The following is a 23,847-nucleotide window of genomic DNA, read 5'->3' on the forward strand; positions in this document are numbered from 1 at the left end:
GTTTGCTGGCAAGAAGCCAAAAGGGCAGGATCAGGGTGTGAAGTCGGGCGGGTTCAACAGCCAGTCCAACAGCAGCCCGGCATCGTGATTGCCACGGGACGGTTTCGGTGGGGCAGCGGCGTGTCCTGCGCCGGTATCGACCGCCCCTGGGCACAGCACCGGTCGGTCGGGGTCGCCATCGAGAAAACTCACCAGCACTTCGCTGCCCGCTATCAGGGAAGGGCTGTCGCCCAGCGTCAGTCGCGATACGGGCAGCGTGATGCCTTCCTGGTCCGGCGCCCAGAGGCTGACACTCACTTGGCCGCATTCATCGGGTTGGGCCGGCTGGCCGGCATGGCCGAGTACATGGGCCAGGTGATACCCGGGAATGCGCGGCTTGGGATGCTTGAGGGCCGGCCTGAACACGGTGGACCAGGGAATGGCGGTGAACCGGTTACGGTAGTCACGGGCCGAGGGCGTGGCGGGCAGGTCCGGTTCCAGGATCGAAAACTGCCGCCCGCGGTGCTGGACCTCGGTGATCAGCCATTGATCGTTGAAGGTGGAAACCGGGTGTTCGCTGATCTGCACGATGTCGCCGCCGTGCAGGGCCGGTTGATCACTGTGGCCATGGATTTCCCGTTGCCGACAGCGCAACCGTTCCAGATGGCGGCGTCCGGCCTGGTAACGGTGAATCAAGGCGGGGTTGCCACGCTGGGCTTCATGATCGATCTGCTCAAGGGGTTGATTCTCCGCCGAGACTTCGGTTTCGGTCGTGGCCCGGTCACTGAACCCGACAGGCAAGCCAGGCATCATCGCGTGGTGGCGCAAATACACGCGCTTGATGGTCGGTATCAGTTTGTCGTTCGGGTGCAGGGGCAGCTCGATGGGGCGCGCGGGGAAACTCTTCGGGTCTTCGGCGAACACCAGGACGTGGCCCTGGAGGGCGTGCTCGAAGTGGTAATGAATGCCTTCCTCCTCGCACAGCCGTTGCAGGAGGGTCAGGTCGCTTTCGTCGTACTGGATGCAGAATGGGCGACATGGGTACTGCCCATGGGGCAGCTCGAAACGGTAACTGTCGGCGGGCAGGGCATGGTCTTCCAGCAGGCGTTGCAGCACCTGCACCACACTGAGCCGATGGAAAACCCGACGCCGCGGGCCTTGTTCCAGTTGCTGCAGGTAGGGAACCAACGTCAGGCGATAGCCGATGCGTCGCGGGGCCGAAGCACTCAGGCTGACGCTGTGGACAATCCCATGGATGCCCGATTCACCGTCCAGGCGCAGGAAGGCCGGATGCCCCAGTAGCAGGTCGGGATTTATCGGCGGGGCCAGGCCGATCAGTTCGAGGTCGAAGCGGTACGGCTGGTTGAGGGCTTCTCGGCCATTAAAACGCAAGACTTGCAACTGCAGGTCGTTTTGCGTGAGCGTCAGGCTGAAGGGACTTTCCGTGTCGTTGCGCATTGCGCCTCCTACTGGCAGGGACAGAGGCGCAGAGGGTACGAAACCACGGGAAGGAACGGTGCTTGCGAGCCGCTATTTCAGAAAAGCCCTACAACACACTGTGAAAATGTCGATTCGGTAGGGTGAATTTTTTGGTCGATCAGCCGGTTTAGGCCGTATAAACTTGCGCCACAGCGCCGGCCGGCAGATGTCTCGGCGCGTCAGACAAGAGAGTGAGTAATGGGCGCACAGTGGAAGGTTAAACACAAAGAAGCGGCTGCCAACGCCAAGGGCAAGATCTTCGGCAAACTGGTGAAAGAAATCACCATTGCCGCGCGCAACGGCGCTGATACCGCGACCAACGCGCACTTGCGACTGGTAGTCGAGCAGGCGAAGAAGGCCTCGATGCCCCGCGAGACCCTGGAACGTGCGATCAAGAAAGGTTCAGGCCAGCTCGGCGAAACCGTGCAATACCACCGCGTCACCTACGAAGGGTTCGCGCCGCACCAGGTGCCGCTGATCGTTGAATGCGTGACTGATAACATCAACCGTACCGTCGCCGAAATTCGCGTCGCGTTCCGCAAGGGCCAACTGGGCGCCTCGGGTTCGGTAGCGTGGGACTTCAACCATGTCGGCATGATCGAAGCCGCGCCGGACAGCCCGGACGCCGATCCGGAAATGGCCGCCATCGAGGCCGGTGCCCAGGATTTCGAGCCGGGCGAAGACGGCGCCACGTTATTCCTCACCGATCCTGCCGACCTCGATGCGGTACAGAAGGCGTTGCCGGAGCAGGGCTTTACTGTGCTGTCGGCCAAGTTGGGCTACCAGCCGAAGAACCCGGTCAGCGGGCTGACCGACGAGCAGATGGCTGAAGTCGAAGCCTTCCTTGAAGGCCTCGATAACCACGATGACGTGCAGGACATGTTTGTCGGGTTGGCCGGTTAAGCACTACACCCCCTGTGGCGAGGGGATTTATCCCAGGGTGCGGTTCACTCTGTGGGAGCAAGGCTTGCCCGCGATGAAGACGACGCGGTCTCTGAGAAAACGAGGTGTCCACATCGCGGGCAAGCCTTGCTCCCACAGATAAATCCCCTCGCCACAATAGGCGGCGTGCTTGTTAGTTTGGGGGCTGGTTTAGTCGATGTGTTTGGACTCGCTCAGCAACCTTTCAATCTCATCAAACCCTGGCCGTGCCAGTACATCCGGCTGACAGCAACGCGCTTGCAGATCCTGCAACGCTGCCAGTTCCTCAGCACTGAGCCCCGGTTCGATTCGCGCCAGCAATTCCCCCAACAAAATCCCGAAGGCCCGTACCTCGATGCGCTGCAGTGCGCGGGTTTGCACGGTGTCCGTAGTGGCGTGGAACGACGCCGCGCCAAAGTCCCCCAGCAGGCAATCGCCCTGGTCGTTGCACAGGATGTTGTGCCCGTACAGATCCCCATGGGTGATGCCCTGGCGGTGCAAGTGTGCCGCCACCGAGGCGATGCCGTGGGCGATGCGCAAGGCCACCGGGGCGCTCAGGCGCAGTTCATCGGCGTACACGTCGCGAGTGCATGACGTCAGGCTCGGCAGCCCGGCGGCGAGGTTGCGGTAGCTGGGCTCGACCAGGGCCATGACCAGCCCGTCCTGTCGCTCGGGGTGCCCGGCGATCTGACCCAATACGTCGATCAGGTTCGGGTGTCGACCGGCCGTGATGCAGGCATGCATTTCATGCAGGGGCGAGCCGTCGCTGGTCATCTGGCCTTTGTACAACTTCACCGCGACGCTTCGCGCCACCTGGTCGGGCGCCTGCCAGAGCGCTTGGTGAATCACCCCCGGAAGCGCCTTCGCCCAGTTGTCGTCGCAGCGCCAGTTGCGACCAATCGATGGGCGTTGTGGTGTTCAAGGCTGCGGCATCGGCCTGGGTTTCCAGCGGGTTACCGGCGTAGGCCAGCCAACTGAGGCTCGGCAGCTCCAGCAACCATTGCGGCAGTTCGGTCAGTTGGTTGGCGGCAATGCGCAGCAGTTCCAGGCGATGACACTGGCCCAGGCTCGCCGGCAACTGCTGCAAACGGTTGCCGGCCAGCATCAGTTTTTGCAGGTGTGGGCGTTGGCCCAGTTCATCCGGCAACTGGCTGATGTCGTTGTCGGTCAGGATCAGCCAGCGCAACCGGGGTGGCAGCGCGTCGCCCGTGACACGGGTGATGCGGTTGGCCTTGAAGCCGACCATGGTCAACGCGCTGCAACGGCCCAGGCATTCGGGCAGTTCGGTGAAACGGTTGTCCGAACAGAACAGCACGCGCAGGTGGGGCAGCCGATGCAGGTCGTCGGGCAGCGAGTCCAACTGATTGCCGCTGAGGTTGAGAATCTCGAGGGAATCGGCCAGTTCGAAGATTTCCCGGGGAAACTCCGTCAAGCCGCAGGCCAGGTCCAGTCGGGTGATGCCTGAGAGCTGGCCGGCGCGGAGTTGGGCGAGGGTGTGCATGGGAGGGTTCGCTGTTGGTCAAGGGGAGGCTCTGGCGCCCATAGCCAGACAGTTAACCAATAATCAGCTCAGTACAACACCCTGTGGCGAGGGGATTTATCTGTGGGAGCAAGGCTTGCCCGCGATGCAGGCGCCTCGTTTTCTCAGAGACCGCGCCGTCTGCATCGCGGGCAAGCCATGCTCCCACAGCAGTGTTGCTCCCCTCGCCACAGTCGATCGCTCTAGCGCTCGATGCTGCGGTTCCAGCGGGCGTTCCAGGCCGGGCGTTGTTCGTTGACCTGGTCCCAATCCACGGCAATCGCTGTTTCCAGGTATTGCTTCATCGCTTCCACCTGGCCACGGGTCTTGTCGGTGGTCGGGGTGTTGGGGTTGGAAGGGATCTGGTCGCCTTCTTCCAGGGCAATGGCCTGGGCTTGCGGGGTCAGCAGGAAAGCGGCGAGCTTTTGCGCCAGTTCCGGCTGGGTGTTTTGGGCGATGGCGCATTCGGCGACGTTGAGGACTACGGCGCCTTCCTTCGGCTGGGCATATTCCACTGGCATGCCCTTGAGTTTCAACGCGGTCACCTGGGTCGGCGTCAGCGGGAACAGCGCCGCTTCGTCGGTCTGCAGCATTTCGGATATCTTCGCCGAGCTCGGGATGTACTCCAGCACGTTGCGCCCCACCGTGTTCGGCCACGCCTTGAAGCCCGGCTCGACGTCGGTTTCGCTGCCGCCCTGGATCCGGTTGAACATCAAAAAGCCGTGCAGGCCAAAAGTGGAGGAGGCCATCGACTGGAACACCACTTTGTCCTTGAAGCGTGGATCGGCCAGGTCCATCCATGAAGTGGGCGTATTCCAGCCTTTTTCCTTGAACAGCCGGGTGTTGTAGGCCAGTCCTGTCACCCCGAGGCTGACGGCCACGGCCTGATCCTTGATACGCCCCTTGGCCGGGATCTGCGCCAGGGGCGGGCTGTCCTCGAGCTTGTCGCACAGCCCCATGGCGATGGCGCGGTACATGATGCCGTCGTCGAGGAACATCACGTGCATTTGCGGGTTGCCTTTGCTGGCCTGTACCTTCGCCAGGATGTCGGCGGAGGTGCCGGGTACGATGACCACTTTGACGTTGTTGGCTTTCTCGAAGGCCGGCAAGACCTTGTCGGCGTAGAGCCGCTCCATGGTGCCGCCGTTCATGCCCAGGTAAAGCGTCGGCTCGGCCAACGCCTGGGTAGCCGGGAGCAGGGCGCCCAGGCAAGCGCAACCCAGCGAGCAGAAACCGAACAGTGCACTGCGTTTGACGTTATTCATTGGCGCGACCTTCCTCTATCAAGCAACGGAGATGGAGTGAAACCGGGTGATGGAAAACGCATCCAGCGGCGTGGTCGAAGCCCCGCTGCAGATGATCTCGGTGAGCGCCTGGCCCACCGCCGGGCCGATCTGGAAGCCCGCGCCGGCAAAGCCGAATGCGTGCAACAGACCGGGCTGGGTGCTGCTGTGGCCGATCACCGGTTGGCGATCGGGCAGGTAACCTTCGGTGCCGCTCCAGGTACGAATCGCCTGGGCGCCTTCCAGGAATGGGTAGAGCTCGACGGCCTGGCGCAGGATCTCCAGCACGGCGTTCTGGCCGGGCCGGGCGCGAGCGGTGTCCAATGCAAAGCCTTGGCCGCCGCCCAGCACGCAATTACCGCGCGAGACCTGGCGGGCGTAGATACCGCCGCCCTCGACGCCGGTGCTGGCGTCCATGACCAAGGGCAAGGGTTCGGTGACCAGCATCGCCGGGTGCCCGGCGTGCATCGGCACCGCTTCGCCGAATTGCGCGGCGAACTGGCTGGCCCAGGCTCCGGCGCAGTTCAGCAGCCAGGGCGCGTGAAACGTCAGGCCTGTTGCGGTGTGCACGGCGAAGCGCTGGCCATCATGTACAACGTTGCTGACGGCGCATTGTTCGTGGACTTGCGCACCCTGGCGGCGAGCGGCTTGGGCAAAGGCTGGGGACACCAGGCGCGGATTGGCATGGCCGTCGTCCGGGCACAGCGACGCTCCCACCGCGACGGCGCCGACCCATGGAAAACGCGCGCGCAGGGCCGTGTGATCGAGCAGTTGCAAATCCAGGCCAAAGCCTTGGCTGGCGACGGCGTAGTCGTGCAGCGCTTGCAGGTCCTCAGCGCTGCGGGCCAGCTTCAAATGACCGCTGCGCTGGTACTCGCCGTCGATGCCGATCAATTGGGGCAACTGGCACCAGATTTCATGGGCCCGTTGCGACAACGGCAGTTGCGACAGCGGTCGGCCCTGGCGACGCACGCCACCGTAGTTCACGCCGCTGGAGTGTGAGCCGCAGAAGTCGCGTTCCAACAACGCCACCCGGCGTCCGGCCTGGCTCAGGAACAACGCGGCCGAGGCGCCGACGATGCCGCCACCAATGATCACTGCATCCACTTCGATCATGGCTCGACCTCCAGGCCGAACGGCACGGGTTTGATCGGCGCCTGGGCCCGCAAGCGGCCGATGCTGGAGACGGCGCGGCCACTTTCGCAGGCAATGATTTCCGCGGCGGCGGCGCCGCACATCCGCCCCTGGCAGCGGCCCATGCCGACCCGGCAATGGGCCTTGACCCGATTGATCTCCCAATGGCCTTCGCCCACCACCCGGCGGATGTCGCCAGCGCTGACTTCTTCGCAGCGGCAGATCATCAGGTGATCGGCAGCGTCGGCGGCCCAGTGTTCAGGAAAGGCAAACGCACGCTCCAGGCCTTCGCGGAACTGGCCGATGCGTTCCAGGGTTTGTTCCAGTTGCGTGCAACGTTGCGGGTCGGTCGAGTAGCCGAGGTCTTCGAGCAAGGCCAAGGCCGCCCGTTCACCGGCCATTTCCGCCGCGTCGGCGCCCATGATCCCGGCACCGTCACCGGCCAGGTAAATCCCCGGCACGCTGCTGCGCCCGGCGCGGTCCCGGTGGGGCAACCAGGCGCGGTTGAGGGCGTTCCAGGCAAACGCGCAGCCCAGCAGGTCGGCCAGTTGGGTTTCGCTGCGCAAGCCGTGGGCGAAGGCCACCGCGTCACAGTCGAGGGTGTGTTCGCCGCTTGCGTTGCGCCATTGCAGCGACTGCACCCGGCGTTCTCCATCGAGACGCGCCAGGCTCGCGCCTTGATGCACGGCGATGCCGCGGGCGGCCAGCCAGGCGCGGTAGTAGAGACCCTTGGCGAGGGTGGCCGGTTGTGCCAGCAGGCCGGGCAGGGCGCGGACCTGGTCGCTAAAGGGCGAACTGTCGAGGACGGCGACCACATGGGCGCCGGCCCGGACGTATTGATAGGCCACCAGATACAACAAGGGACCGCTGCCGGCGAACACCACCCGTTCGCCAATGGCGCAACCCTGGAATTTCAGGGCGATCTGCGCCGCACCCAGGCTGTATATCCCGGGCAGGGTCCACCCCGGTACGGGCAGGACCCGGTCGGTGGCGCCGGTGGCGACGATCACGCTGGCGTACTCGAGGCGGCCGGCGCGGCCTTCATGCAGGGTATCGAGCAGGCCGGCCTCGGCGTTCCACACCAGGGTGTCGGGACGGTAATCGAGCTGTTCGCGCAATGCGTCGAGGGTCTGGTGGATGGCGTTGGCCTTGTGGGCTTCGAAGCCATAGAGCTTGTCAGGCGAGCGCTTGAAATGGGCCGGTTGGCGCCGATAGATCTGCCCGCCACCGCGGGGGGCTTCGTCCAGCAGGACGGGATACAGGCCGTGGGCGACCAGAGTTTGCGCGGCACGGATACCGGCCGGGCCGGCGCCGATGATGGCTATGGGTTTCATGGCCACCTCGTTGATGATGCAGTGGGCTTAGTGGCGCTATTGAAGCCGCTATCGCGAGCAAGCTCGCTCCCACATTGGATCGGCTGTGGATGTTGGTTTTGTGCACGCCGCACTCCCCCTGTGGGAGCGAGCTTGCTCGCGATAAGGCTGGGCCAGTCGACATTGCTGTTACCTGACCGACCGCTAACGCGAGCAAGCTCGCTCCCACATTGGATCGGCTGTGGATGTTGGTTTTGTGCACGCCGCAGCTCCCCTGTGGGAGCGAGCTTGCTCGCGATGAGGCCATGCCTGTCGAGCGTGTTCATACCTGGCGCCCCGGTTCGCGGTTGATGTGTTGCCCGGCTTCGAGCAGCGTCGAACAGGCGCGTACGCGGCGGCCGTCGCCCAGGCGCACCCAGCAGTCCTGGCAGGCGCCCATCAGGCAGAAACCGGCACGGGGCTCGGCGCTGAAGTCACTGCCGCGCAGGTGTTCGCTGCAAGTCAGTACGGCGGTCAGTAGCGTGTCCCCCAGCAGCCCGGTGGCGGGCTGGCCATCGAGGGTGAAGTCCAGGGCCGGGCGGTCGCCTTCGGCCAGTCGTTTCAGCAGTGCCATGACACCCTCATTGTTTGCCTACCAGGACCCGATCCAGGCCATAGACCCGGTCGAGCAGAATCATGGTCAGCGCGGTGAGCCCGATGACCAGCGCCGACACCGCCGCCATCATCGGATCGATGGATTCGGTGGCGTACACGTACATGCGCACCGGCAAGGTTTGCGTGGCCGGCGAGGTGACGAAGATCGATAGCGTGACTTCATCGAAACTGTTGATGAACGCCAGCAGCCAGCCCCCGGCCACCCCTGGCAGGATCATCGGCAAGGTGATTTGCCTGAACAGCGTGAAGCGTCCGGCCCCCAACGATTGCGCGGCCTGTTCGGCGCTGCGATCCAGGCCGATGGCCGAGGCCAGCACCAGGCGCAGCACATAGGGCGTGATCACCAGCACATGAGCGAAGATCAGCCAGGCGAAGCTGCCGTTCACGCCCATCAGGGCAAACAGGCGCAGCAATGCGACCCCCAGCACCAGGTGCGGAATGATGATCGGCGACAGGAACAGGCCGTTGAAGAAGTCCCGCCCCGGGAACTCGAGCCGGGTGATCGCCAGGGCCGCCGGCACCGCGATCAAGGTCGCCAACGAGGCCGCGCAGAACGCCAGGACCAGGCTGTTGTAGAACGCGTCGACAAAATCCGCGCGCTCGAACACCGCGCGGAACCAGCGCAGGGAAAACTCGGTGGTCGGCAGGCTCAGGGTGTTTTCCGGGGTGAAGGCGACGAGGCAGACCACCACCAGCGGCGCGAGCATGAAGACCACCACCAAGGCGTGGAACAGCAATGCGAAAGGACCGTTTCTAGACATGACCCATTACCCCAGTGACTTCTTGTAGCGGCCTTCGATCATCCGGTTCCACGACAGCATGATCAGCAGGTTGAGCAGCAGCAGCGCGACGGCAATGGCGGCGCCCATCGGCCAGTTCAGCTCCGACAGGTACTGGTCGTAGATCAACGTAGCGACCATCTTCAAGCGCCGTCCGCCGAGCAGGCCGGGAATCGCGAAGGAGCTGGCGGCAAGGCCGAACACAATCAGCGTGCCGGACAGCACGCCGGGCATGATCTGCGGCAACACCACTTTGCGGATCACCGTGAACTGGCTCGCCCCCAGGGACAGCGCGGCCTGTTCGGCGGCCGGGTCGAGTTTCTGCAGCGAGGTCCAGACGGGAATGATCATGAACGGCAACATCACGTGGACCAGGGCGATGACCACGGCGAACGGCGTATAGAGCAGCTTCATCGGCGCACCGCCGAAGGCTTGCAGGAGCTGGTTGACCAGGCCGTCGGCGCCGAGCAGGAGGCTCCAGCCAAAAGCCCGCACCACCACTGAAATCAGCAGCGGCGTGAGGATCAGGATCAGGAAAATCGAGCGCCACGGTGCGCCCATGCGGCTGAGGATGTATGCCTCGGGCACGCCGATCAGCACGCACAGGAGGGTGGTCAGGGCGCTGATCCAGAAGGTGCGCAAAAAGATTTCGTAGAAGTACGGATCGCCCAACAGGCTGGTGTAGTGCTCGAAGGTGTAGGCGTCGCCATTGATGCCCGAACTGTAATCGAAGACGTTGAACGACAGGACCAAGGTCAAGCCCAAGGGGATGACCAGCAAGCCCAGGTACAAGGCCAGGGCCGGCGCGGACATCAGGTAGCCCTGTCGGCCACGGCGCATCGCGTCGATCAGCTTCATGCCGGCACCTCGTCCACGCTCAGCACCCGCAGCAGGGCCGGATCCCAATCCAAGCCCACCGCCGTGCCTTCGACCAAGGGCGCGGAGCCGTCGTTGCGGCGCACCATGCAGAGTTCACCCAGGCTCGTGGAAACGCCGTAGAGCCATTGGCTGCCCAGGAAGAAGCGGCTGACGAGGGTGCCCTGCAATCGCCCTGAACCGGCCTCGCGCAGGTCGATCTTTTCCGGGCGCAGGCTCAGGGTCAGCTCGCCATCGGCCGGGCTGCAGGCTTGGACGATGCCCGCGCTATCCCGCCTGCCGGGCAGCAGGTTGGCTTTGCCGACGAAGCCGGAAATGAATTCGGTGCGCGGGTGCTCGTAAAGGGTGTACGGCGCGTCGATCTGGGTGATGCGCCCGGCCTGCATGACCACCACCCGGTCACTGATCGACAGGGCCTCGGACTGGTCGTGGGTCACCATCAGCGTGGTGATCCCGACTTCGCGCTGGATACGGCGGATTTCGTATTGCATCTCTTCGCGCAAGTTGGCGTCGAGGTTGGACAGCGGCTCGTCGAGCAACAGCACCGGTGGCTCGATCACCAGCGCCCGGGCCAGTGCCACGCGTTGGCGCTGGCCGCCCGAGAGTTCTCGTGGGTAGCGGTCGGCGTGGCGGTCCAGGCGGACCAATTTCAACACTCGGTCCACCCGTTGTTGCAGTTCGTCATTGGCTACTTTGCGCATGCGCAGGCCGAAGGCGACGTTGTCCTTGACGGTCATGTGGGGAAACAGCGCGTAGCTCTGGAACACCACCCCCAGGCCACGGCTGGCGGGCTTGGCGTGGGTGATGTCGCGACCGTCCAGCAGGATGCGCCCGCTGCTGACTTCGACGAAGCCGGCGATCATCTGCAAGGTTGTGGTTTTGCCGCAGCCGGAAGGCCCCAGTAGCGAGACGAACTCGCCTTTTTCCACCGACAAGTTGGTGGCGACCACGGCGTCGATGTCGCCGTAACGTTTGCCAAGTCCTTCAAGTTGCACAAAAGCCATCGCTGCGCTCCACCTGGGATTGTTATGCGTCGCCGCAAGGGCGCGCTTTTTTGTATGGGCAGATACGAAAGGGTGCTGCTGGGGTGCGTTGGCGCTCGACCTCAAGTCGGCTGCCGCTGTTGTTCGAATCGCCCCTGTCTGGACGAAGAGTAGGACGAAGAATAGGATGGGCTCAATGAACTATTTCACTGAAGCGAAGACTATTTTCAATTTCATTCAGTGAATAAATTAAATGATGAGAAACAGCATGATTGATTCCACTGATCGGAATAATGAGAAGGGCGAGGTAGGTGTCGGTGCGGTCTCCCGACTATTTGCCGTGTTGCGCAGCCTGGGTGACACCGTCGAAGGCGGTGAGCGGGTGACGCAATTGGCCCTGCGCATCGGCCTGTCCCAGCCCACCACGCATCGCTTGCTGCGCAGCCTGATGGACGAGGGCATGGTTGAGCAGGACGCACGCAGCAAGCGCTATCGCCTGAGCCTGGAGTTTTTCGCCCTGGCGGCCCGCGCCGGCAACACCGGCAACCTGCGCGAACTGGTGCGCCCGGCCATGCTGCGGTTGTCGGCGTCCTTGGGCGACTCGCTGTTTTTGCTCGCCCGCAGTGGTTTCGATGCCATTTGCCTGGATCGCAGCGAGGGGCCGTTTCCGATCCGCACGTTCACCGGCGACATTGGTGGCCGCGTGGCGTTGGGCGTGGGGCAGGGCAGCCTGGCGATCCTGGCGTTTCTGCCGGAAGAAGAGCGCGACACGGTGATTCAATACAACCTGCCGCGGCTCAAGGATTTCCATTTGTACGACGAAGTTTTCCTGCGTTCGGAAGTGGAGAACGTGCGCACGCTGGGTTACGCCGGGCGCAACACCGGTGTATTGCAGGGCATGGCCGGGGTGGCCGTGCCGATCCTCGACCGTGATGGCCGGGCCGTGGCCGCCTTGAGCGTGGCAACCGTGAGCGACCGGTTGGGGCCAGATCGACTGCCGACGGTGGTGGACATGCTCAAGCGCGAAGCGGCCCTGATCGGGCCGCGGATCAACCCGTTCGATCCGTTGCTGCGCAGGCCTTCGCAGGTGTTTGGGCAGGGCTGAATACACTCCCTAGGGGTAGCCCATCTCCCCTGTGGGAGCGAGCTTGCTCGCGATAGCGGTGGTTCAGTTAGAAATGATGTCGACTGATACACCGCTATCGCGAGCAAGCTCGCTCCCACAAGGGGGGGGCACAAGGGAGGACGGTGATCAGAAGTTCAGGGTCTGCTTGAGCCGCTGCGCCGCCGGCGTATCACTGGGGATGACCATCGCATAGTTGTAGCCCGGCCCGGACCAGTACTCGGCCTGCAGTTCCCCATCGCGGCGACTGCCCCGGGGCAGCAGGAAGTTTTTCGGGCCGGGTGGACGCACATAGAAGCTGATTTTCTGACCGCTCGGATCCTGGTAGACCACCATCGCCGCCGCGCCTTGTTCGGTGCTGAGCAAGCGCCCGCTGACCGGCTTGAAGCCCGCGCTGGACAGGTCGGGCAGCCGGTCGGCCTGGGTGAAGTAGCGGTCGAGCCAATCTTGCATGTGCCGCTCGTCGCCAGCTTGGTAATCGGCTGGAAGGATGCCCTGCTGGGCAATCAATCGGTACGCCTGCAGGGCATCGGTCATGGGCGCGGCGGCGCTGAGCAGGGTCATTTGCCGCGCCTGCCAGCCGCCGAAGCCACCCACACTGACGGCCAGCAGCAACACCGCGGCGCTGGCCAGGTGGCGACGGGAGCGATGTTTCAGGCGCTGGCGAATCATGGCCGGGTCGAGCTCCGGGTTGTGCGGCTGTTGCAAGCCACCGCTCAGGGCCGTGCGCAGGTGCTGCGCATCCTGTTGCCAGGCCCGGACCCGGGCGGCGACGTCAGGCTGGTTGGCCAGGTAGGTCTCGACCAGGCGCCGGTCGGCCTCGCTCAGTTGGCGATCGACATAGGCGTGCAGGTCGCTGTCGCTGGGGGGCATGCTGATCATTTGAGTATCCGCAGGGTGGGGCGGGTGATTTCGCCCTCGCTGAGTTGGCGTAGGGCCTGGCGGGCGCGGGACAGGCGGGACATCACCGTGCCGGTCGGTACGCCGAGGATATCGGCGACTTGCTGGTAGCTCAGGCCTTCCACCGACACCCAGAGCAACAGTGCGCGCTGTTCCGTCGTGAGCTGATCGAAGGCCTGCAAGGACGATTGCGCGATCACACTGCGCTCGGCCGAAGGGTGGGCATCGTCGCGGCCGGTGAAAAATTCCAGCATGCGCGCATACCGGCGGGAGCGGCGATGGCTGTCGAGAAACTGTCGATACAGGATCGAAAACAGCCAGGCCCGCAGATCGCCGTCCGGGCGCTTGTCGTTCCATTTCGACAACGCCCGTTCCAGGCACATCTGCACCAGGTCGTCGGCGTTGCTCGGGTTGCGCGTCAGCGACACGGCAAAACGCCGTAGCCTGGGAATGAGTTCGCGCAACTGTTCGTCGAGTGCGTTCATGAAAGTGTGGCTTCTGTGGGCAGTCACTGCGTCGGGACTGGAAAGACGCCCCACGAACGAGATTATTCCAGTGCAGGAAAAATAAATACGAGGCGTGGGAATAAAGCTGCCAGGCCTTCGTCTGACGGGTACTTTCCAACGAATGGCCTCGAGCCCTGGAGCTTTCTCATGGTTGATCCTTCACCCTCGTCGAGCCGGCCGCCCTTGAGTGCCGCCGCCCTGACACTGCGCCTGAGCGGCATCGCCGTGATTGTTGCCGCGCTGGCCGGGGCGTTTGCCTACGTCAATGGCAGCCTTGACCCACAGCGCCTGACACCGGCGGCGCTGGTCAATGTCCTGGAAAAAAACAACGGCGTTCACCCGGGCTTTCGACGCAACCATTCAAAAGGGGTCTGCGTCGCGGGCTATTTCCAAAGCACGGGCGAGGCGAGCGCCTATTCCAGCGCCCAGGTGTTCTCGCAGCCGCAAACGCCAGTGGTTGGGCGTTTTGCCTTGCCCAGCGGCAACCCTTATGCACCGGACGGCAGTGTGCCGATTCGCAGCCTGGCGCTGCGCTTTACCCAGGCCAACGGCCAGCAATGGCGCACCGGCATGAACAGCATGCCCGTGTTTCCAGTGGGCACGCCCGAAGCCTTCTACCAACTCCAGCAAGCCCAGTCGCCGGACCCTGCCACAGGAAAACCGAATCCAGCGGCGGTACCGGCGTTCTTTGCCGCGCACCCCGAGGCGGTGCCGTTCCTGCAGTGGATCAAGACCGCCAAGCCGTCGGTCAGTTACGCCACCGAAACCTACAACGGCATTAATGCCTTCTATCTGGTCAACCCTGCCGGACAGCGCCAGGCCGTGCGCTGGGGTGTGGTGCCGCTGAGCCAGGACGCTGCCGATGCGACGCCACCCCAGGGCGCCGACTTCCTTGAGCAAGACTTGGCGAAGCGTCTCGCCGCCGGGCCGTTGCGCTGGCAACTGAACATCACCCTGGCCAACCCGGGTGACCCGGTGAATGACGCCAGTAAGGCCTGGCCCGCTGACCGCAAGGTGCTCAACGCCGGCACGCTGGTGCTGGAGCGCACCCAGGCGCAGGACAACGGCGAATGCCGCGACATCAACTATGACCCGCTGATCCTGCCCCAAGGGATCGAAGGTTCTGACGATCCGTTGTTGGTTGCGCGTTCCGCTGCTTATGCCAGTTCCTATCTGCGCCGTACCAGTGAAGTGAATCAATTGCCCGCCACCCAGGAGTCTCGCCCATGAGCGCCCCTCGTCACTTCGCACCGCTGGCTCGGCTGCTGCACTGGCTGATGGCATTGATGATCATCGCCATGCTGTTTATCGGCGCCGGCATGGTCGCTTCGGTGTCCGAACGCCATGAATGGCTGCTGCAGTTGCACAAACCGTTGGGCATCGCGATTTTGCTGCTGGTGATCGTGCGCCTGGTGGTGCGTTTTACTACCCGTCAACCGCCGCTGCCGGCCGATCTGCCGGGCTGGCAAGTGCTGGCGGCAAACGCCTCCCATGTGCTGTTGTACGCCTTGATGCTGGTTCTGCCACTGTTGGGCTGGGGTATGATTTCGGCGGCGGGGGATCCTGTGATGCTTGGCGACTGGCTGCAACTGCCGTCGATCCTGCCAGCGCACGCACAGACGTTCGCCCTGCTGCGCAAGGCCCACGGGTACCTGGCTTACCTGTTGTTCCTGACCGTGCTGGTGCATCTGGCGGCGGCGTTGTTTCACGCGTGGGTGCGCCGGGATGAGGTGTTGGACAGTATGTTGCGCGGCAAGGGCTGATGATTGTGGGAGCAAAGCTTGCTCGCGACACAGGCGACTCGGTTTCAGAAAGACCTCACTGCCTATATCGCGAGCAAGCTTTGCTCCCACATTGTTCCCACCCAGGGGGGGCGCCTTGGACAGGGGTTGATCAGGTCGTTGGATCAGCGCAACTCGTCGACCATGGCCTCGATGGTGCTCAACACATCCTTGCCCAGTTGCATCGAGCGTTTGCCGGACCAACCGGTGATCGGGTTCGGGTGATCGTTGTGGTCCTTGAACGGCATTTCCAGGGTCAGGGACAGGCAGTCATATTTCTGCCCGACCGCGTTACAGGCCAGGGTCATGTTGGCCTGGCCCGGTTCGTCGCGGGTGTAGCCGTGAGCGGTCTGGAAGTCTTTGGTCTGGTGCTTGAGGTGGCTACGCAAGCGCTCTTCGAGCTCGGCGATGCGCGGCGTGTAGCCCGGGTTGCCTTCGCAACCGGCGGTGAATACGTGGGGGATTTCCTCATCGCCGTGAGCGTCGAGGAACAGGTCGACGCCGTACTTTTCCATTTGCTGCTGTACGAAAAAGACTTCGGGGCTGATTTCCGGACTGGCGTTCTGCCAAGCGCGGTTGAGGTCCTGGCCCATGGCGTTGGTACGCAGGTGCCCGTGGAACGCACCGTCCGGGTTCATGTTCGGCACCAGGTACAGATCGGCCTTGGCGAGCAACCGGTTCAGTTGCGCATCGCCATGCTGCTGGAGGCGTTCGATCACGCCTTCCATGAACCACTCGGCCATGTGCTCGCCGGGGTGCTGCTGGGCGATGATCCAGATTTTGCGCCGGCCTTCGGCACCGTTGCCTTTGCGCAGCAGTTGAATGTCACGGCCTTCCACGCTTTTACCAACGGCCACTAGTTCGATGCCGGCCTTGTGTTGCGCTTGTTCGATCAGCCAGTCATGACGCCCACGGCTGTAAGGTTCGAAGTAGGCGAACCAGGCATGGGGTTGTTCAGCCTCCAGATGAAAGCGCAGGGCGTCGCCTTCAAACTGAGTCGGAATGCGGAACCAATTGACGTGATCGTAGGAGGCGACGGTTTGGTAGCCCGTCCAGGCCTTGTTGTAAGACGATTGACTGGCGTTGAGCAGGCGGAAGGAATACTCCTGGCCGACGTGCAAACCGCTGGCCTTGAAGTGGAACCACTGGAAATGGGCGCTGCGGGTATCGGGCCGGATCTTGAGCAACGACTGCAACGGGTTGCTGATGTCGACGACCTCGATGTTGCCGCTGTCGAAATTGGCACTGATATCAAAGGAAGATTTAGCCACGGTCACGGTTCCTGGAAAGGATTTTCATGGCCGTTACTTTACACGCAAGAAAGGGAAAACCGGGACGATTTACGTCACGTAAACGAGGGGGGCGTCCTCCCTGGACGCCGGGCCAGCTTAGAGAGTCTGCAATTGATTCTCAAGTGCTGGTTGTCGATAGTTTTCGCCTGTGGGGCGGGGGATGCTTGTAAACGGATAGTCATTTGCTATGATCGCCGCCATCGAATTGGCAGCACCCAAAAAGACTTCATTAGCCTGAAGACATAAGCCGAAAAATCGGCAAAAAAAGACCCGGCAAAAAGCCGGGTCAAAAACCGTGATTAGCCTGATGAGGAGATATTCCAGAAGTCCGACCTAAGGTCTTCTGGTCTATCGACTGATCTCGCGACCAGCTGATGCAATAATAATCATTATCATTTGGAAGTCAAATGATTTGATCGTATCGATTGGAAATTTTTTCTCGTCGTCCGCATTCGCGACGACATTCCCAAGGGTTACCGCTAGCGAGTAGGGTAGCCATCCAGAGATCGGTCAAGCATCACCTTGACCAGATCGATCATGTGCACCACCGAAAACGCCAGGTCACGGCTCGAACCATCCAACTGGTTGGCCGACTCATGGGCGGTCGCCGCTGCACAACGCAGCAGGTCGCATGCGTGGACGAGGGCTTCTTCCGCGCTGACGCTGTGGCTGACCTCGAAGAAGCGATGTTCTGCCTGGGCTGGCGAAACAGCTGGTTTCAAGTAGTAATCGAGGGCACGTTTGGCTGCCGGGCAATCCTGCAGTGGCGGGAATGTGCCGTCGAAAGGGCTGCGGGGTTGGTCTGTATTGGGTGTGTCCATGGTGATAAAAATCTCCGTGTGAGGGGCTGAACTCCTGAATCCAGAATAGTACTTACCGTAATTGTGACGACAAATTAAATACTACAATTTGTGTTTTGAGGGTCGGGGTCACCCACGTATCGTGCCGCACATGGATAAATGGATAGAGTTGGTCAAGGCCAAGATGAAGGAGCTGCACATCACGCAAGTGGTGCTCGCAGAGCGGTTGGGCATGTCCCAGGGCGGCGTTGGCCATTGGCTGACCAAGCGCCGGCAGCCCAGTGTCGAAGACATGAACCGGGTCCTGCGGGAGTTGGGGCTGGAGTTTCTGGAAGTGGCGATGGTGATCCGCGAGCCGGACACCTCCACCGAAGAAGGCATGGCCCTGGCGCAGAAGTACAACCCGTACTTCCGTTACCCGGTCAGTGAGTGGCACGAGGTGGGCGAGGTTCGCGAAGGTGATCCTGATGCCTACAGCCGGGCGCGCTACGAACTGACGGACTACCACGCCCTGGGAGCCGCGTTCTGGCTGGTAGTGATGGGCGACGCGATGACCGCACCCAGTGGGTTGAGTATTCCCGAGGGCATGTCGATCCTGGTGGATCCGGCCATCGAGGCGGTGCCCGGCAAACTGGTGGTTGCCTGCCTGCCCGGCAGCAGTGACGCGACCTTTCGCAAATTGATCGAAGAGAGCGGGCAGCGTTACCTGGTTCCGCTCAATCCGACTTACCCGAAAAACCTGTACACCGAACAATGCCGCATCATCGGTGTGGTGGTGCAGGCCACCATCAGGTTCTGACTGGATCGGCCCTGGGAGCGGGCCGATTCCTATTCTTCGAACGCCACCAGGGCACTGCCCTCGCTGACCATTTCGCCTTCCTGGCAATACAGCGCCTTGATCACACCGGCCTGGGGCGCACGAATGCTGTGCTCCATTTTCATGGCCTCCAGTACCACCAGTTGAGCCCCGGCCTCCACCGTCTGGCCAACACTCACCAATACCCGCACGATGCTGCCGTTCATGGGCGCGGCCAGGCCGCCTTGATGGCTGTGGCTGGCTTCGGCGGCGGCCAGCGGGTCATACAGGTCGATCCGGTGCAGGTCTCCTTCCCATTGCAAGTACAGGCTGTCGCCCTGGCGAATGGCCCGATGGCTGCGGCGCAGGCCGTGGTGTTCGATCACTAGCTGCTCGCCCTTGAGTTCCGCGCAATGGGCGCTAACGTCCAGCGTCAGCGCACGATCCTGGCCTTCGCAGCTCAGGTGCAAGGTGGTTTCCCTGGGCAGCCCCAGGCGTAACCCGGTGGTGCTGGCCCAAGGAGAGCCAGTATCGTCGCAGCGCGCACGTGGCGTCAGGCTCAAGGCGAATCCCTGGGCGGCGGCGAACCAGAACGCGTCATCCAATTCGCCAGGCTCTGGCAGTAATTGCGCCTGGTAACGTGGGATAAATCCGGTGTCCAGCTCTGCCGCCGCGAAGGCGGGATGGGCGACGATCCGGCGCAGGAACCCGATATTGGTTTTCAGCCCGCCAATGGCAAATTCGTCGAGCATGCTTAACAGCCGCAAGCGCGCCTGTTCACGGTCTTCGCCCCAGGCAATCAGCTTGCCGAGCATCGGGTCGTAGAACGGCGAGATTTCATCGCCTTCTGCAACCCCGCTGTCGACTCGCCGACCCGGCCCCTCGGCGGATTCGCGATACAACGCCAGGCGCCCGGTGGCCGGCAGGAAATCGTTGACCGGGTCTTCGGCATACAGCCGCACCTCGATGGCGTGACCGAGCAGCGGCACTTGCGCTTGGGTGATCGGCAATGGCTCGCCTTGGGCGACGCGGATCTGCCAGGCCACCAGGTCCAGCCCGGTGATCGCTTCGGTGACCGGATGCTCGACCTGCAGCCGAGTATTCATTTCCATGAAGAAAAACTCGCCCCGGGCATCCAGCAGGAACTCCACCGTACCGGCCCCGACATAACCGATCGCCTGGGCCGCGCGCACGGCGGCTTCACCCATGGCCCGGCGCAATTGCGGGGTCAGGCCGGGGGCGGGGGCTTCTTCCACGACTTTCTGGTGGCGCCGCTGGATCGAGCAATCGCGCTCGTTGAGGTACAGGCAGTTGCCCTGTTGGTCGGCAAATACCTGGATTTCCACATGGCGCGGCTTGAGCAGGTATTTTTCCACCAGCATCCGTGAGTCGCCGAATGAGGACTGTGCTTCGCGCTGGGCCGAGGCCAGGGCTTCGGCCAGTTGGCTGACGTCCTCGACGACTTTCATGCCCTTGCCGCCACCGCCAGCGGTGGCCTTGAGCAACACCGGGTAGCCGATGCGCTCGGCAGCGTCGCGAAAGGTCTCCAGGTCCTGGGCTTCGCCGTGATAACCGGGTACCAGGGGCACGCCGGCGGTTTCCATCAGCGTTTTGGCCGCCGATTTGCTGCCCATGGCGTCGATGGCCGAGGCCGGCGGGCCGAGGAAGATCAGTCCGGCGTCTTCAATCGCCCTGGCGAACCCGGCGTTCTCGGACAGGAAGCCATAACCGGGGTGGATGGCTTGGGCGCCGCTGGCTTTAGCTGCGGCGATCAATTTTTCGATTTGCAGGTAGCTGTCGGCGGCCTTGCTGCCGCCCAGGTCGACGCGAATGTCGGCTTCGCGGCTGTGGCGTGCATCACAGTCGGTGGCGCTGTGTACGGCAACGGTGGTCAGGCCCATGGCCTTGGCGGTGCGCATTACACGGCAGGCGATTTCGCCACGGTTGGCCACCAGCAATGTGGTGAGGGCAGGGGCGCTCATCAACGCGGCTCCTTATTGTTCGATTCGGCTTGCCAGTTCGGCGCGCGTTTTTGCAGGAAGGCCCGCAAGCCTTCCTGGCCCTCCGGGCTGACGCGGATGCGGGCGATGGCGTTTTCGGTGTAGCGTCGCAGCGCCGGGGTCAGGGCACCGTTGCCGACTTCACGCAGCAGTTCCTTGCTGGCGCGCATGGCCGCCGGGCTGTTGAGCAACAGGTTGTCGATCCACTGTTCGACCTGCTGGTCCAGGGTCTCGGCCGGGTAACTTTCCGACAGCAAACCGATTTCTTTCGCACGCTGCCCGTCGAAGCGTTCCGCCGTCAGCGCATAACGCCGCGCCGCCCGCTCGCCGATGGCTTGCACTACGAACGGGCTGATCACTGCCGGCGCCAGGCCAATGCGCACTTCCGACAGACAGAACTGTGCTTCATCGGCGCCAATGGCCATGTCGCAAGCACTGATAAGCCCCAGCGCGCCACCAAACGCCGCCCCCTGGACGACGGCCAGCGTAGGAATTTTCAGTTTGGCGAGGTTGTACATCAGCTCCGCCAGTTCCCGGGCATCATCGAGGTTGGTGTGGTAGTCGAGCTCGGCCGATTGCTGCATCCAGGCCAGGTCGGCACCGGCGCTGAAATGCTTGCCGCGACCGCGGATCAGCAGAAAGCGCAGGTTTGGATCGCTGCCGACCTGGTCCAGGGCGAGGATCAGTTCGCGGATCATTTCGGCGTTGAACGCGTTGTTTTTCGACTCGCGGCTGAGCCACAGGGTGGCAACGCCCCGTGGGTCGGTGTGCAGTTCGAGGGTGTTGAAATTATCCATGGACATTCCCCGTTTACATCCGGAACACGCCGAAGCGGCTCGGTTCGATAGGCGCGTTCAGTGACGCGGACAAGGCCAGGCCCAGTACGTCGCGAGTCTGGGCCGGGTCGATGACACCGTCGTCCCACAGCCGTGCGCTGGAATAATAGGGGTGACCCTGTTCTTCGTACTGATCGAGGATCGGTTGCTCGATCTCGGCTTCCTGCTCGGCGCTGAAGGGGTGGCCACTGCGTTCGGCCTGTTCACGCTTGACCTGCACCAGCACGCCGGCCGCCTGTTCGGCGCCCATCACGCCAATCCGCGCGTTCGGCCACATCCACAGGAACCGCGGATCGTAGGCGCGGCCGCACATACCGTAGTTACCCGCACCGAAACTGCCACCAATGATCACGGTGAATTTCGGCACCTTGGCGCAGGCCACGGCGGTCACCAGTTTTGCGCCATGTTTGGCGATGCCGCCGGCTTCGTATTTCTGTCCGACCATGAAGCCGGTGATGTTCTGCAAGAACAGCAGGGGAATGCCCCGCTGACAGGCCAGTTCGATGAAGTGCGCGCCTTTCTGCGCGGCCTCGGCGAAGAGGATGCCATTGTTGGCCAGGATCGCGACCGGGTAGCCGTGCAAATGCGCGAAACCGCAGACCAGGGTCGTGCCGAACAGCGCCTTGAATTCATCGAACACTGAACCGTCCACCAGGCGCGCGATCACCTCCCGCACATCGAAGGGCTGCTTGGCATCGGCCGACACCACGCCGTACAGCTCATCGCTTGAATACAGTGGGGCGATGGGGTGGCGTTGCTGCAACTCACCGAGTTTGCGCCAGTTGAGGTTGGCCACGCTGCGTCGGGCCAGGGCCAGGGCATGTTCGTCGCTGTCGGCATAGTGATCCGCCACACCGGAGATCTTGCAGTGCACATCGGCACCGCCCAGGTCTTCGGCACTGACCACCTCGCCAGTGGCGGCTTTCACCAACGGTGGGCCGGCGAGGAAAATCGTTGCCTGCTGACGGACCATGATCGCCTCGTCCGCCATGGCCGGCACATAGGCGCCACCGGCGGTGCAGGAACCCATGACCACCGCAATCTGCGGGATGCCCTGGGCACTCATGTTGGCCTGGTTGAAGAAGATCCGACCGAAGTGCTCGCGGTCTGGGAAGACTTCATCCTGACGCGGCAGGTTGGCGCCGCCGGAATCCACCAGGTAGATGCACGGCAGGCGATTCTGCTGGGCGATGGTTTGGGCGCGCAGGTGTTTTTTCACCGTCAGCGGATAATAGGAGCCGCCTTTTACCGTCGCGTCGTTGGCGACAATCATGCATTCGACGCCTTCCACGCGGCCGATACCCGCAATCACGCCGGCCGCCGGCACGTCTTCGCCATAGACTTCGTGGGCTGCCAGCGGGCTGATTTCCAAAAACGGCGAGCCCGGATCCAGCAGCCTGTTGATGCGGTCACGGGGCAGCAACTTGCCCCGTGAGGTGTGCCGTTCCTGGGCCTTGGGACCGCCGCCCTGGCGGATTTGCGCGAGCAGGCTGCGCAGGGCCTCGACGGGTCCGAGCATGGCATCGCGGTTGGCGATGAACTCCGGCGAGCGTGGGTTGAGCTGAGTGTGCAGCGTGGTCATGGTCAGCTCCGTTAGCGGGTTTCGTTGAACAGTTCGCGGCCGATCAACATCCGACGAATCTCACTGGTGCCAGCACCGATTTCGTACAGCTTGGCGTCTCGCAGCAGACGACCGGCGGGGAATTCATTGATGTAGCCATTGCCCCCCAGGATCTGGATCGCGTCGAGGGCCATTTGCGTGGCGCGTTCGGCGCTGTAGAGGATCACCCCGGCGGCGTCCTTGCGGGTGGTTTCGCCGCGCTCGCAAGCCTGGGCCACCGCATACAGGTAGGCGCGGCTGGCGTTGAGTTGGGTGTACATGTCCGCGACCTTGCCCTGGATCAGCTGGAATTCGCCGATGCTCTGGCCGAATTGTTTGCGGTCGTGGATGTAGGGCACGATCAAGTCCATGCAAGCCTGCATGATCCCGGTCGGGCCACCGGACAGCACCACGCGTTCGTAGTCGAGGCCGCTCATCAGGACTTTCACGCCACCGTTGAGCGCGCCGAGGATGTTGTCTTCCGGCACTTCGACGTCATCGAAAAACAGCTCGCAGGTATTGGAGCCACGCATGCCGAGCTTGTCGAACTTGTTGCTGCGGCTGAAGCCTTTCCAGTCGCGCTCGACGATGAAGGCGGTGATGCCGTGAGGGCCTTTTTCCAGGTCGGTCTTGGCGTAGATCACGTAGGTGTTGGCATCGGGACCGTTGGTGATCCAGGTCTTGCTGCCGTTGAGCACGTAACGGTCGCCGCGCTTGTCGGCCCGCAGTTTCATCGACACCACGTCGGAGCCGGCGTTTGGTTCGCTCATCGCCAGGGCACCGATGTGTTCGCCGCTGATCAGCTTGGGCAGGTACTTGGTTTTCTGTTCGTGATTGCCGTTGCGGTTGATCTGGTTCACGCAGAGGTTGGAGTGGGCTCCGTAGGAGAGGGCGACCGAGGCCGAGCCACGGCTGATTTCTTCCATCGCCACCACGTGGGCCAAGTAGCCCAGGCCAGCGCCGCCATATTCTTCCGGTACGGTGATGCCCAGCAGGCCCATGTCACCGAACTTGCGCCACATGTCGGCGGGAAACAGGTTGTCGATATCGATCTGCGCCGCGCGGGGCGCCAGTTCGGCCTTGACGAAGGCCTGCACCTGGTCGCGCAACATGTCGATGGTTTCGCCGAGGGCAAAGTTCAGGGATGGGTAGCTCATGGGACACCTTTGGCTTTTTTTATCGGGTGTGGAGAGTGGGGGAATGGCTCTCACCTTTACGTTAACGTAAGCCTGCGATGAGAAGCTGTCAATCGCCCTTTACGTTAACGTCAACTTGAGCCAGAGTAAGTCAGGC

21 protein-coding genes and 1 pseudogene are annotated in these 23,847 nt (G+C 62.8%); 5 read left to right on the plus strand and 17 right to left on the minus strand.

Translation table 11 applies throughout. From position 1 onward, the window contains the following. Nucleotides 1-30 precede the first annotated feature (30 nt). Entirely contained in the window at nt 31-1,437 is a 1,407-nt protein-coding gene (locus PSH84_RS14665) for a type VI secretion system Vgr family protein (RefSeq protein WP_305481284.1), read from the minus strand. 219 nt (nt 1,438-1,656) lie between these two features. On the opposite strand from PSH84_RS14665, the gene PSH84_RS14670 reads away from it, so the two are divergent. Further along, the gene (locus PSH84_RS14670; protein ID WP_003183149.1) at nt 1,657-2,361 is read left to right on the plus strand and encodes a YebC/PmpR family DNA-binding transcriptional regulator; all 705 of its coding nucleotides are present in this window, start codon (nt 1,657-1,659) and stop codon (nt 2,359-2,361) included. 189 nt (nt 2,362-2,550) lie between these two features. On the opposite strand, the pseudogene PSH84_RS14675 reads toward PSH84_RS14670, so the two are convergent. From PSH84_RS14675 to PSH84_RS14710, 8 genes and pseudogenes are all read right to left on the minus strand, one after another. Next, nucleotides 2,551-3,880 (minus strand): annotated as a pseudogene (locus PSH84_RS14675) (leucine-rich repeat-containing protein kinase family protein). 221 nt (nt 3,881-4,101) lie between these two features. Then, nucleotides 4,102-5,163, minus strand: a complete 1,062-nt coding sequence (locus PSH84_RS14680; protein ID WP_305470411.1) for an ABC transporter substrate-binding protein — start codon at nt 5,161-5,163, stop codon at nt 4,102-4,104. A gap of 18 nt (nt 5,164-5,181) precedes the next feature. Next, complete coding sequence (locus tag PSH84_RS14685) at nt 5,182-6,297, minus strand: NAD(P)/FAD-dependent oxidoreductase (protein ID WP_122568047.1); 1,116 nt, start codon at nt 6,295-6,297, stop codon at nt 5,182-5,184. Continuing rightward, complete coding sequence (locus tag PSH84_RS14690; RefSeq protein ID WP_305470412.1) at nt 6,294-7,649, minus strand: FAD/NAD(P)-dependent oxidoreductase; 1,356 nt, start codon at nt 7,647-7,649, stop codon at nt 6,294-6,296. Before PSH84_RS14690 ends, PSH84_RS14685 begins: the two co-directional genes overlap by 4 nt. Before the next feature lie 301 nt (nt 7,650-7,950). Next, nucleotides 7,951-8,241, minus strand: a complete 291-nt coding sequence (locus tag PSH84_RS14695) for a (2Fe-2S)-binding protein (RefSeq protein WP_122568049.1) — start codon at nt 8,239-8,241, stop codon at nt 7,951-7,953. A 7-nt stretch (nt 8,242-8,248) separates the two neighbouring features. Continuing rightward, a complete protein-coding gene (locus tag PSH84_RS14700) occupies nt 8,249-9,043 on the minus strand; it encodes an ABC transporter permease (RefSeq protein ID WP_072405341.1) in 795 nt (264 codons plus the stop codon). 6 nt (nt 9,044-9,049) lie between these two features. Then, nucleotides 9,050-9,919, minus strand: coding sequence for an ABC transporter permease (locus PSH84_RS14705; RefSeq protein ID WP_305481285.1), 870 nt, complete (start codon nt 9,917-9,919; stop codon nt 9,050-9,052). Further along, complete coding sequence (locus tag PSH84_RS14710) at nt 9,916-10,941, minus strand: ABC transporter ATP-binding protein (RefSeq protein WP_305470414.1); 1,026 nt, start codon at nt 10,939-10,941, stop codon at nt 9,916-9,918. The genes PSH84_RS14705 and PSH84_RS14710 overlap by 4 nt, the downstream gene beginning before the upstream one ends. 247 nt (nt 10,942-11,188) lie before the next feature. Between PSH84_RS14710 and PSH84_RS14715 the strand changes: the two genes are divergently transcribed. After that, the gene (locus PSH84_RS14715) at nt 11,189-12,025 is read left to right on the plus strand and encodes an IclR family transcriptional regulator (RefSeq protein WP_305470415.1); all 837 of its coding nucleotides are present in this window, start codon (nt 11,189-11,191) and stop codon (nt 12,023-12,025) included. A 147-nt stretch (nt 12,026-12,172) separates the two neighbouring features. Here PSH84_RS14715 and PSH84_RS14720 read toward each other — a convergent pair whose 3' ends face one another. Both PSH84_RS14720 and PSH84_RS14725 read right to left on the minus strand, forming a co-directional pair. After that, entirely contained in the window at nt 12,173-12,925 is a 753-nt protein-coding gene (locus PSH84_RS14720; protein WP_305470416.1) for an anti-sigma factor family protein, read from the minus strand. After that, complete coding sequence (locus PSH84_RS14725; protein ID WP_122568054.1) at nt 12,922-13,428, minus strand: sigma-70 family RNA polymerase sigma factor; 507 nt, start codon at nt 13,426-13,428, stop codon at nt 12,922-12,924. The genes PSH84_RS14720 and PSH84_RS14725 overlap by 4 nt, the downstream gene beginning before the upstream one ends. A 168-nt stretch (nt 13,429-13,596) precedes the next feature. Between PSH84_RS14725 and PSH84_RS14730 the strand changes: the two genes are divergently transcribed. After that, nucleotides 13,597-14,679: a catalase family peroxidase gene (locus PSH84_RS14730; protein ID WP_305470417.1), complete on the plus strand. Its 1,083-nt coding sequence runs from the start codon at nt 13,597-13,599 to the stop codon at nt 14,677-14,679. Further along, nucleotides 14,676-15,212, plus strand: coding sequence for a cytochrome b (locus PSH84_RS14735; protein ID WP_122568056.1), 537 nt, complete (start codon nt 14,676-14,678; stop codon nt 15,210-15,212). The genes PSH84_RS14730 and PSH84_RS14735 overlap by 4 nt, the downstream gene beginning before the upstream one ends. Before the next feature lie 143 nt (nt 15,213-15,355). Here PSH84_RS14735 and PSH84_RS14740 read toward each other — a convergent pair whose 3' ends face one another. Continuing rightward, nucleotides 15,356-16,507 carry a M14 family metallopeptidase gene (locus PSH84_RS14740; protein ID WP_305481286.1) on the minus strand — a complete coding sequence of 384 codons (1,152 nt, stop codon included), beginning with the start codon at nt 16,505-16,507 and terminating at the stop codon, nt 15,356-15,358. Between the two features lie 494 nt (nt 16,508-17,001). Beyond that, nucleotides 17,002-17,343: a DUF6124 family protein gene (locus tag PSH84_RS14745; RefSeq protein ID WP_122568059.1), complete on the minus strand. Its 342-nt coding sequence runs from the start codon at nt 17,341-17,343 to the stop codon at nt 17,002-17,004. Between the two features lie 130 nt (nt 17,344-17,473). Here PSH84_RS14745 and PSH84_RS14750 point away from each other — a divergent pair, with 130 nt between their 5' ends. Beyond that, nucleotides 17,474-18,121 (plus strand): LexA family protein, encoded by a 648-nt coding sequence (locus PSH84_RS14750; protein WP_305481287.1) that lies wholly within the window; start codon nt 17,474-17,476, stop codon nt 18,119-18,121. Nucleotides 18,122-18,150: 29 nt separating this feature from the next. On the opposite strand, the gene PSH84_RS14755 is transcribed toward PSH84_RS14750, so the two are convergent. From PSH84_RS14755 to PSH84_RS14770, 4 genes are read right to left on the minus strand one after another with little or no spacing between them, the layout of a single operon-like run. Beyond that, nucleotides 18,151-20,100 (minus strand): acetyl/propionyl/methylcrotonyl-CoA carboxylase subunit alpha, encoded by a 1,950-nt coding sequence (locus tag PSH84_RS14755; RefSeq protein ID WP_122568061.1) that lies wholly within the window; start codon nt 20,098-20,100, stop codon nt 18,151-18,153. Further along, entirely contained in the window at nt 20,100-20,915 is an 816-nt protein-coding gene (locus tag PSH84_RS14760; RefSeq protein WP_122568405.1) for a gamma-carboxygeranoyl-CoA hydratase, read from the minus strand. Before PSH84_RS14760 ends, PSH84_RS14755 begins: the two co-directional genes overlap by 1 nt. A gap of 13 nt (nt 20,916-20,928) precedes the next feature. After that, nucleotides 20,929-22,536 carry a carboxyl transferase domain-containing protein gene (locus PSH84_RS14765; protein ID WP_305481288.1) on the minus strand — a complete coding sequence of 536 codons (1,608 nt, stop codon included), beginning with the start codon at nt 22,534-22,536 and terminating at the stop codon, nt 20,929-20,931. 11 nt (nt 22,537-22,547) lie between these two features. Continuing rightward, nucleotides 22,548-23,711, minus strand: a complete 1,164-nt coding sequence (locus PSH84_RS14770) for an isovaleryl-CoA dehydrogenase (protein ID WP_122568063.1) — start codon at nt 23,709-23,711, stop codon at nt 22,548-22,550. Nucleotides 23,712-23,847 lie beyond the last annotated feature (136 nt).

The organism is Pseudomonas beijingensis (assembly GCF_030687295.1).
Taxonomy (GTDB): Bacteria; Pseudomonadota; Gammaproteobacteria; order Pseudomonadales; family Pseudomonadaceae; genus Aquipseudomonas; species Aquipseudomonas beijingensis.

What these genes read in the sequence shown, in the direction of transcription:
- PSH84_RS14730 (WP_305470417.1), top strand. Translation starts at nt 13,597, where the DNA reads ATGGTTGATCCTTCACCCTCGTCGAGCCGGCCGCCCTTGAGTGCCGCC.
- PSH84_RS14755 (WP_122568061.1), bottom strand. Translation starts at nt 20,100, where the DNA reads ATGAGCGCCCCTGCCCTCACCACATTGCTGGTGGCCAACCGTGGCGAA.
- PSH84_RS14720 (WP_305470416.1), bottom strand. Translation starts at nt 12,925, where the DNA reads ATGATCAGCATGCCCCCCAGCGACAGCGACCTGCACGCCTATGTCGAT.
- PSH84_RS14710 (WP_305470414.1), bottom strand. Translation starts at nt 10,941, where the DNA reads ATGGCTTTTGTGCAACTTGAAGGACTTGGCAAACGTTACGGCGACATC.
- PSH84_RS14745 (WP_122568059.1), bottom strand. Translation starts at nt 17,343, where the DNA reads ATGGACACACCCAATACAGACCAACCCCGCAGCCCTTTCGACGGCACA.
- PSH84_RS14715 (WP_305470415.1), top strand. Translation starts at nt 11,189, where the DNA reads ATGATTGATTCCACTGATCGGAATAATGAGAAGGGCGAGGTAGGTGTC.
- PSH84_RS14760 (WP_122568405.1), bottom strand. Translation starts at nt 20,915, where the DNA reads ATGGATAATTTCAACACCCTCGAACTGCACACCGACCCACGGGGCGTT.
- PSH84_RS14705 (WP_305481285.1), bottom strand. Translation starts at nt 9,919, where the DNA reads ATGAAGCTGATCGACGCGATGCGCCGTGGCCGACAGGGCTACCTGATG.
- PSH84_RS14685 (WP_122568047.1), bottom strand. Translation starts at nt 6,297, where the DNA reads ATGATCGAAGTGGATGCAGTGATCATTGGTGGCGGCATCGTCGGCGCC.
- PSH84_RS14665 (WP_305481284.1), bottom strand. Translation starts at nt 1,437, where the DNA reads ATGCGCAACGACACGGAAAGTCCCTTCAGCCTGACGCTCACGCAAAAC.
- PSH84_RS14670 (WP_003183149.1), top strand. Translation starts at nt 1,657, where the DNA reads ATGGGCGCACAGTGGAAGGTTAAACACAAAGAAGCGGCTGCCAACGCC.
- PSH84_RS14695 (WP_122568049.1), bottom strand. Translation starts at nt 8,241, where the DNA reads ATGGCACTGCTGAAACGACTGGCCGAAGGCGACCGCCCGGCCCTGGAC.
- PSH84_RS14700 (WP_072405341.1), bottom strand. Translation starts at nt 9,043, where the DNA reads ATGTCTAGAAACGGTCCTTTCGCATTGCTGTTCCACGCCTTGGTGGTG.
- PSH84_RS14735 (WP_122568056.1), top strand. Translation starts at nt 14,676, where the DNA reads ATGAGCGCCCCTCGTCACTTCGCACCGCTGGCTCGGCTGCTGCACTGG.
- PSH84_RS14690 (WP_305470412.1), bottom strand. Translation starts at nt 7,649, where the DNA reads ATGAAACCCATAGCCATCATCGGCGCCGGCCCGGCCGGTATCCGTGCC.
- PSH84_RS14750 (WP_305481287.1), top strand. Translation starts at nt 17,474, where the DNA reads ATGGATAAATGGATAGAGTTGGTCAAGGCCAAGATGAAGGAGCTGCAC.
- PSH84_RS14680 (WP_305470411.1), bottom strand. Translation starts at nt 5,163, where the DNA reads ATGAATAACGTCAAACGCAGTGCACTGTTCGGTTTCTGCTCGCTGGGT.
- PSH84_RS14725 (WP_122568054.1), bottom strand. Translation starts at nt 13,428, where the DNA reads ATGAACGCACTCGACGAACAGTTGCGCGAACTCATTCCCAGGCTACGG.
- PSH84_RS14770 (WP_122568063.1), bottom strand. Translation starts at nt 23,711, where the DNA reads ATGAGCTACCCATCCCTGAACTTTGCCCTCGGCGAAACCATCGACATG.
- PSH84_RS14765 (WP_305481288.1), bottom strand. Translation starts at nt 22,536, where the DNA reads ATGACCACGCTGCACACTCAGCTCAACCCACGCTCGCCGGAGTTCATC.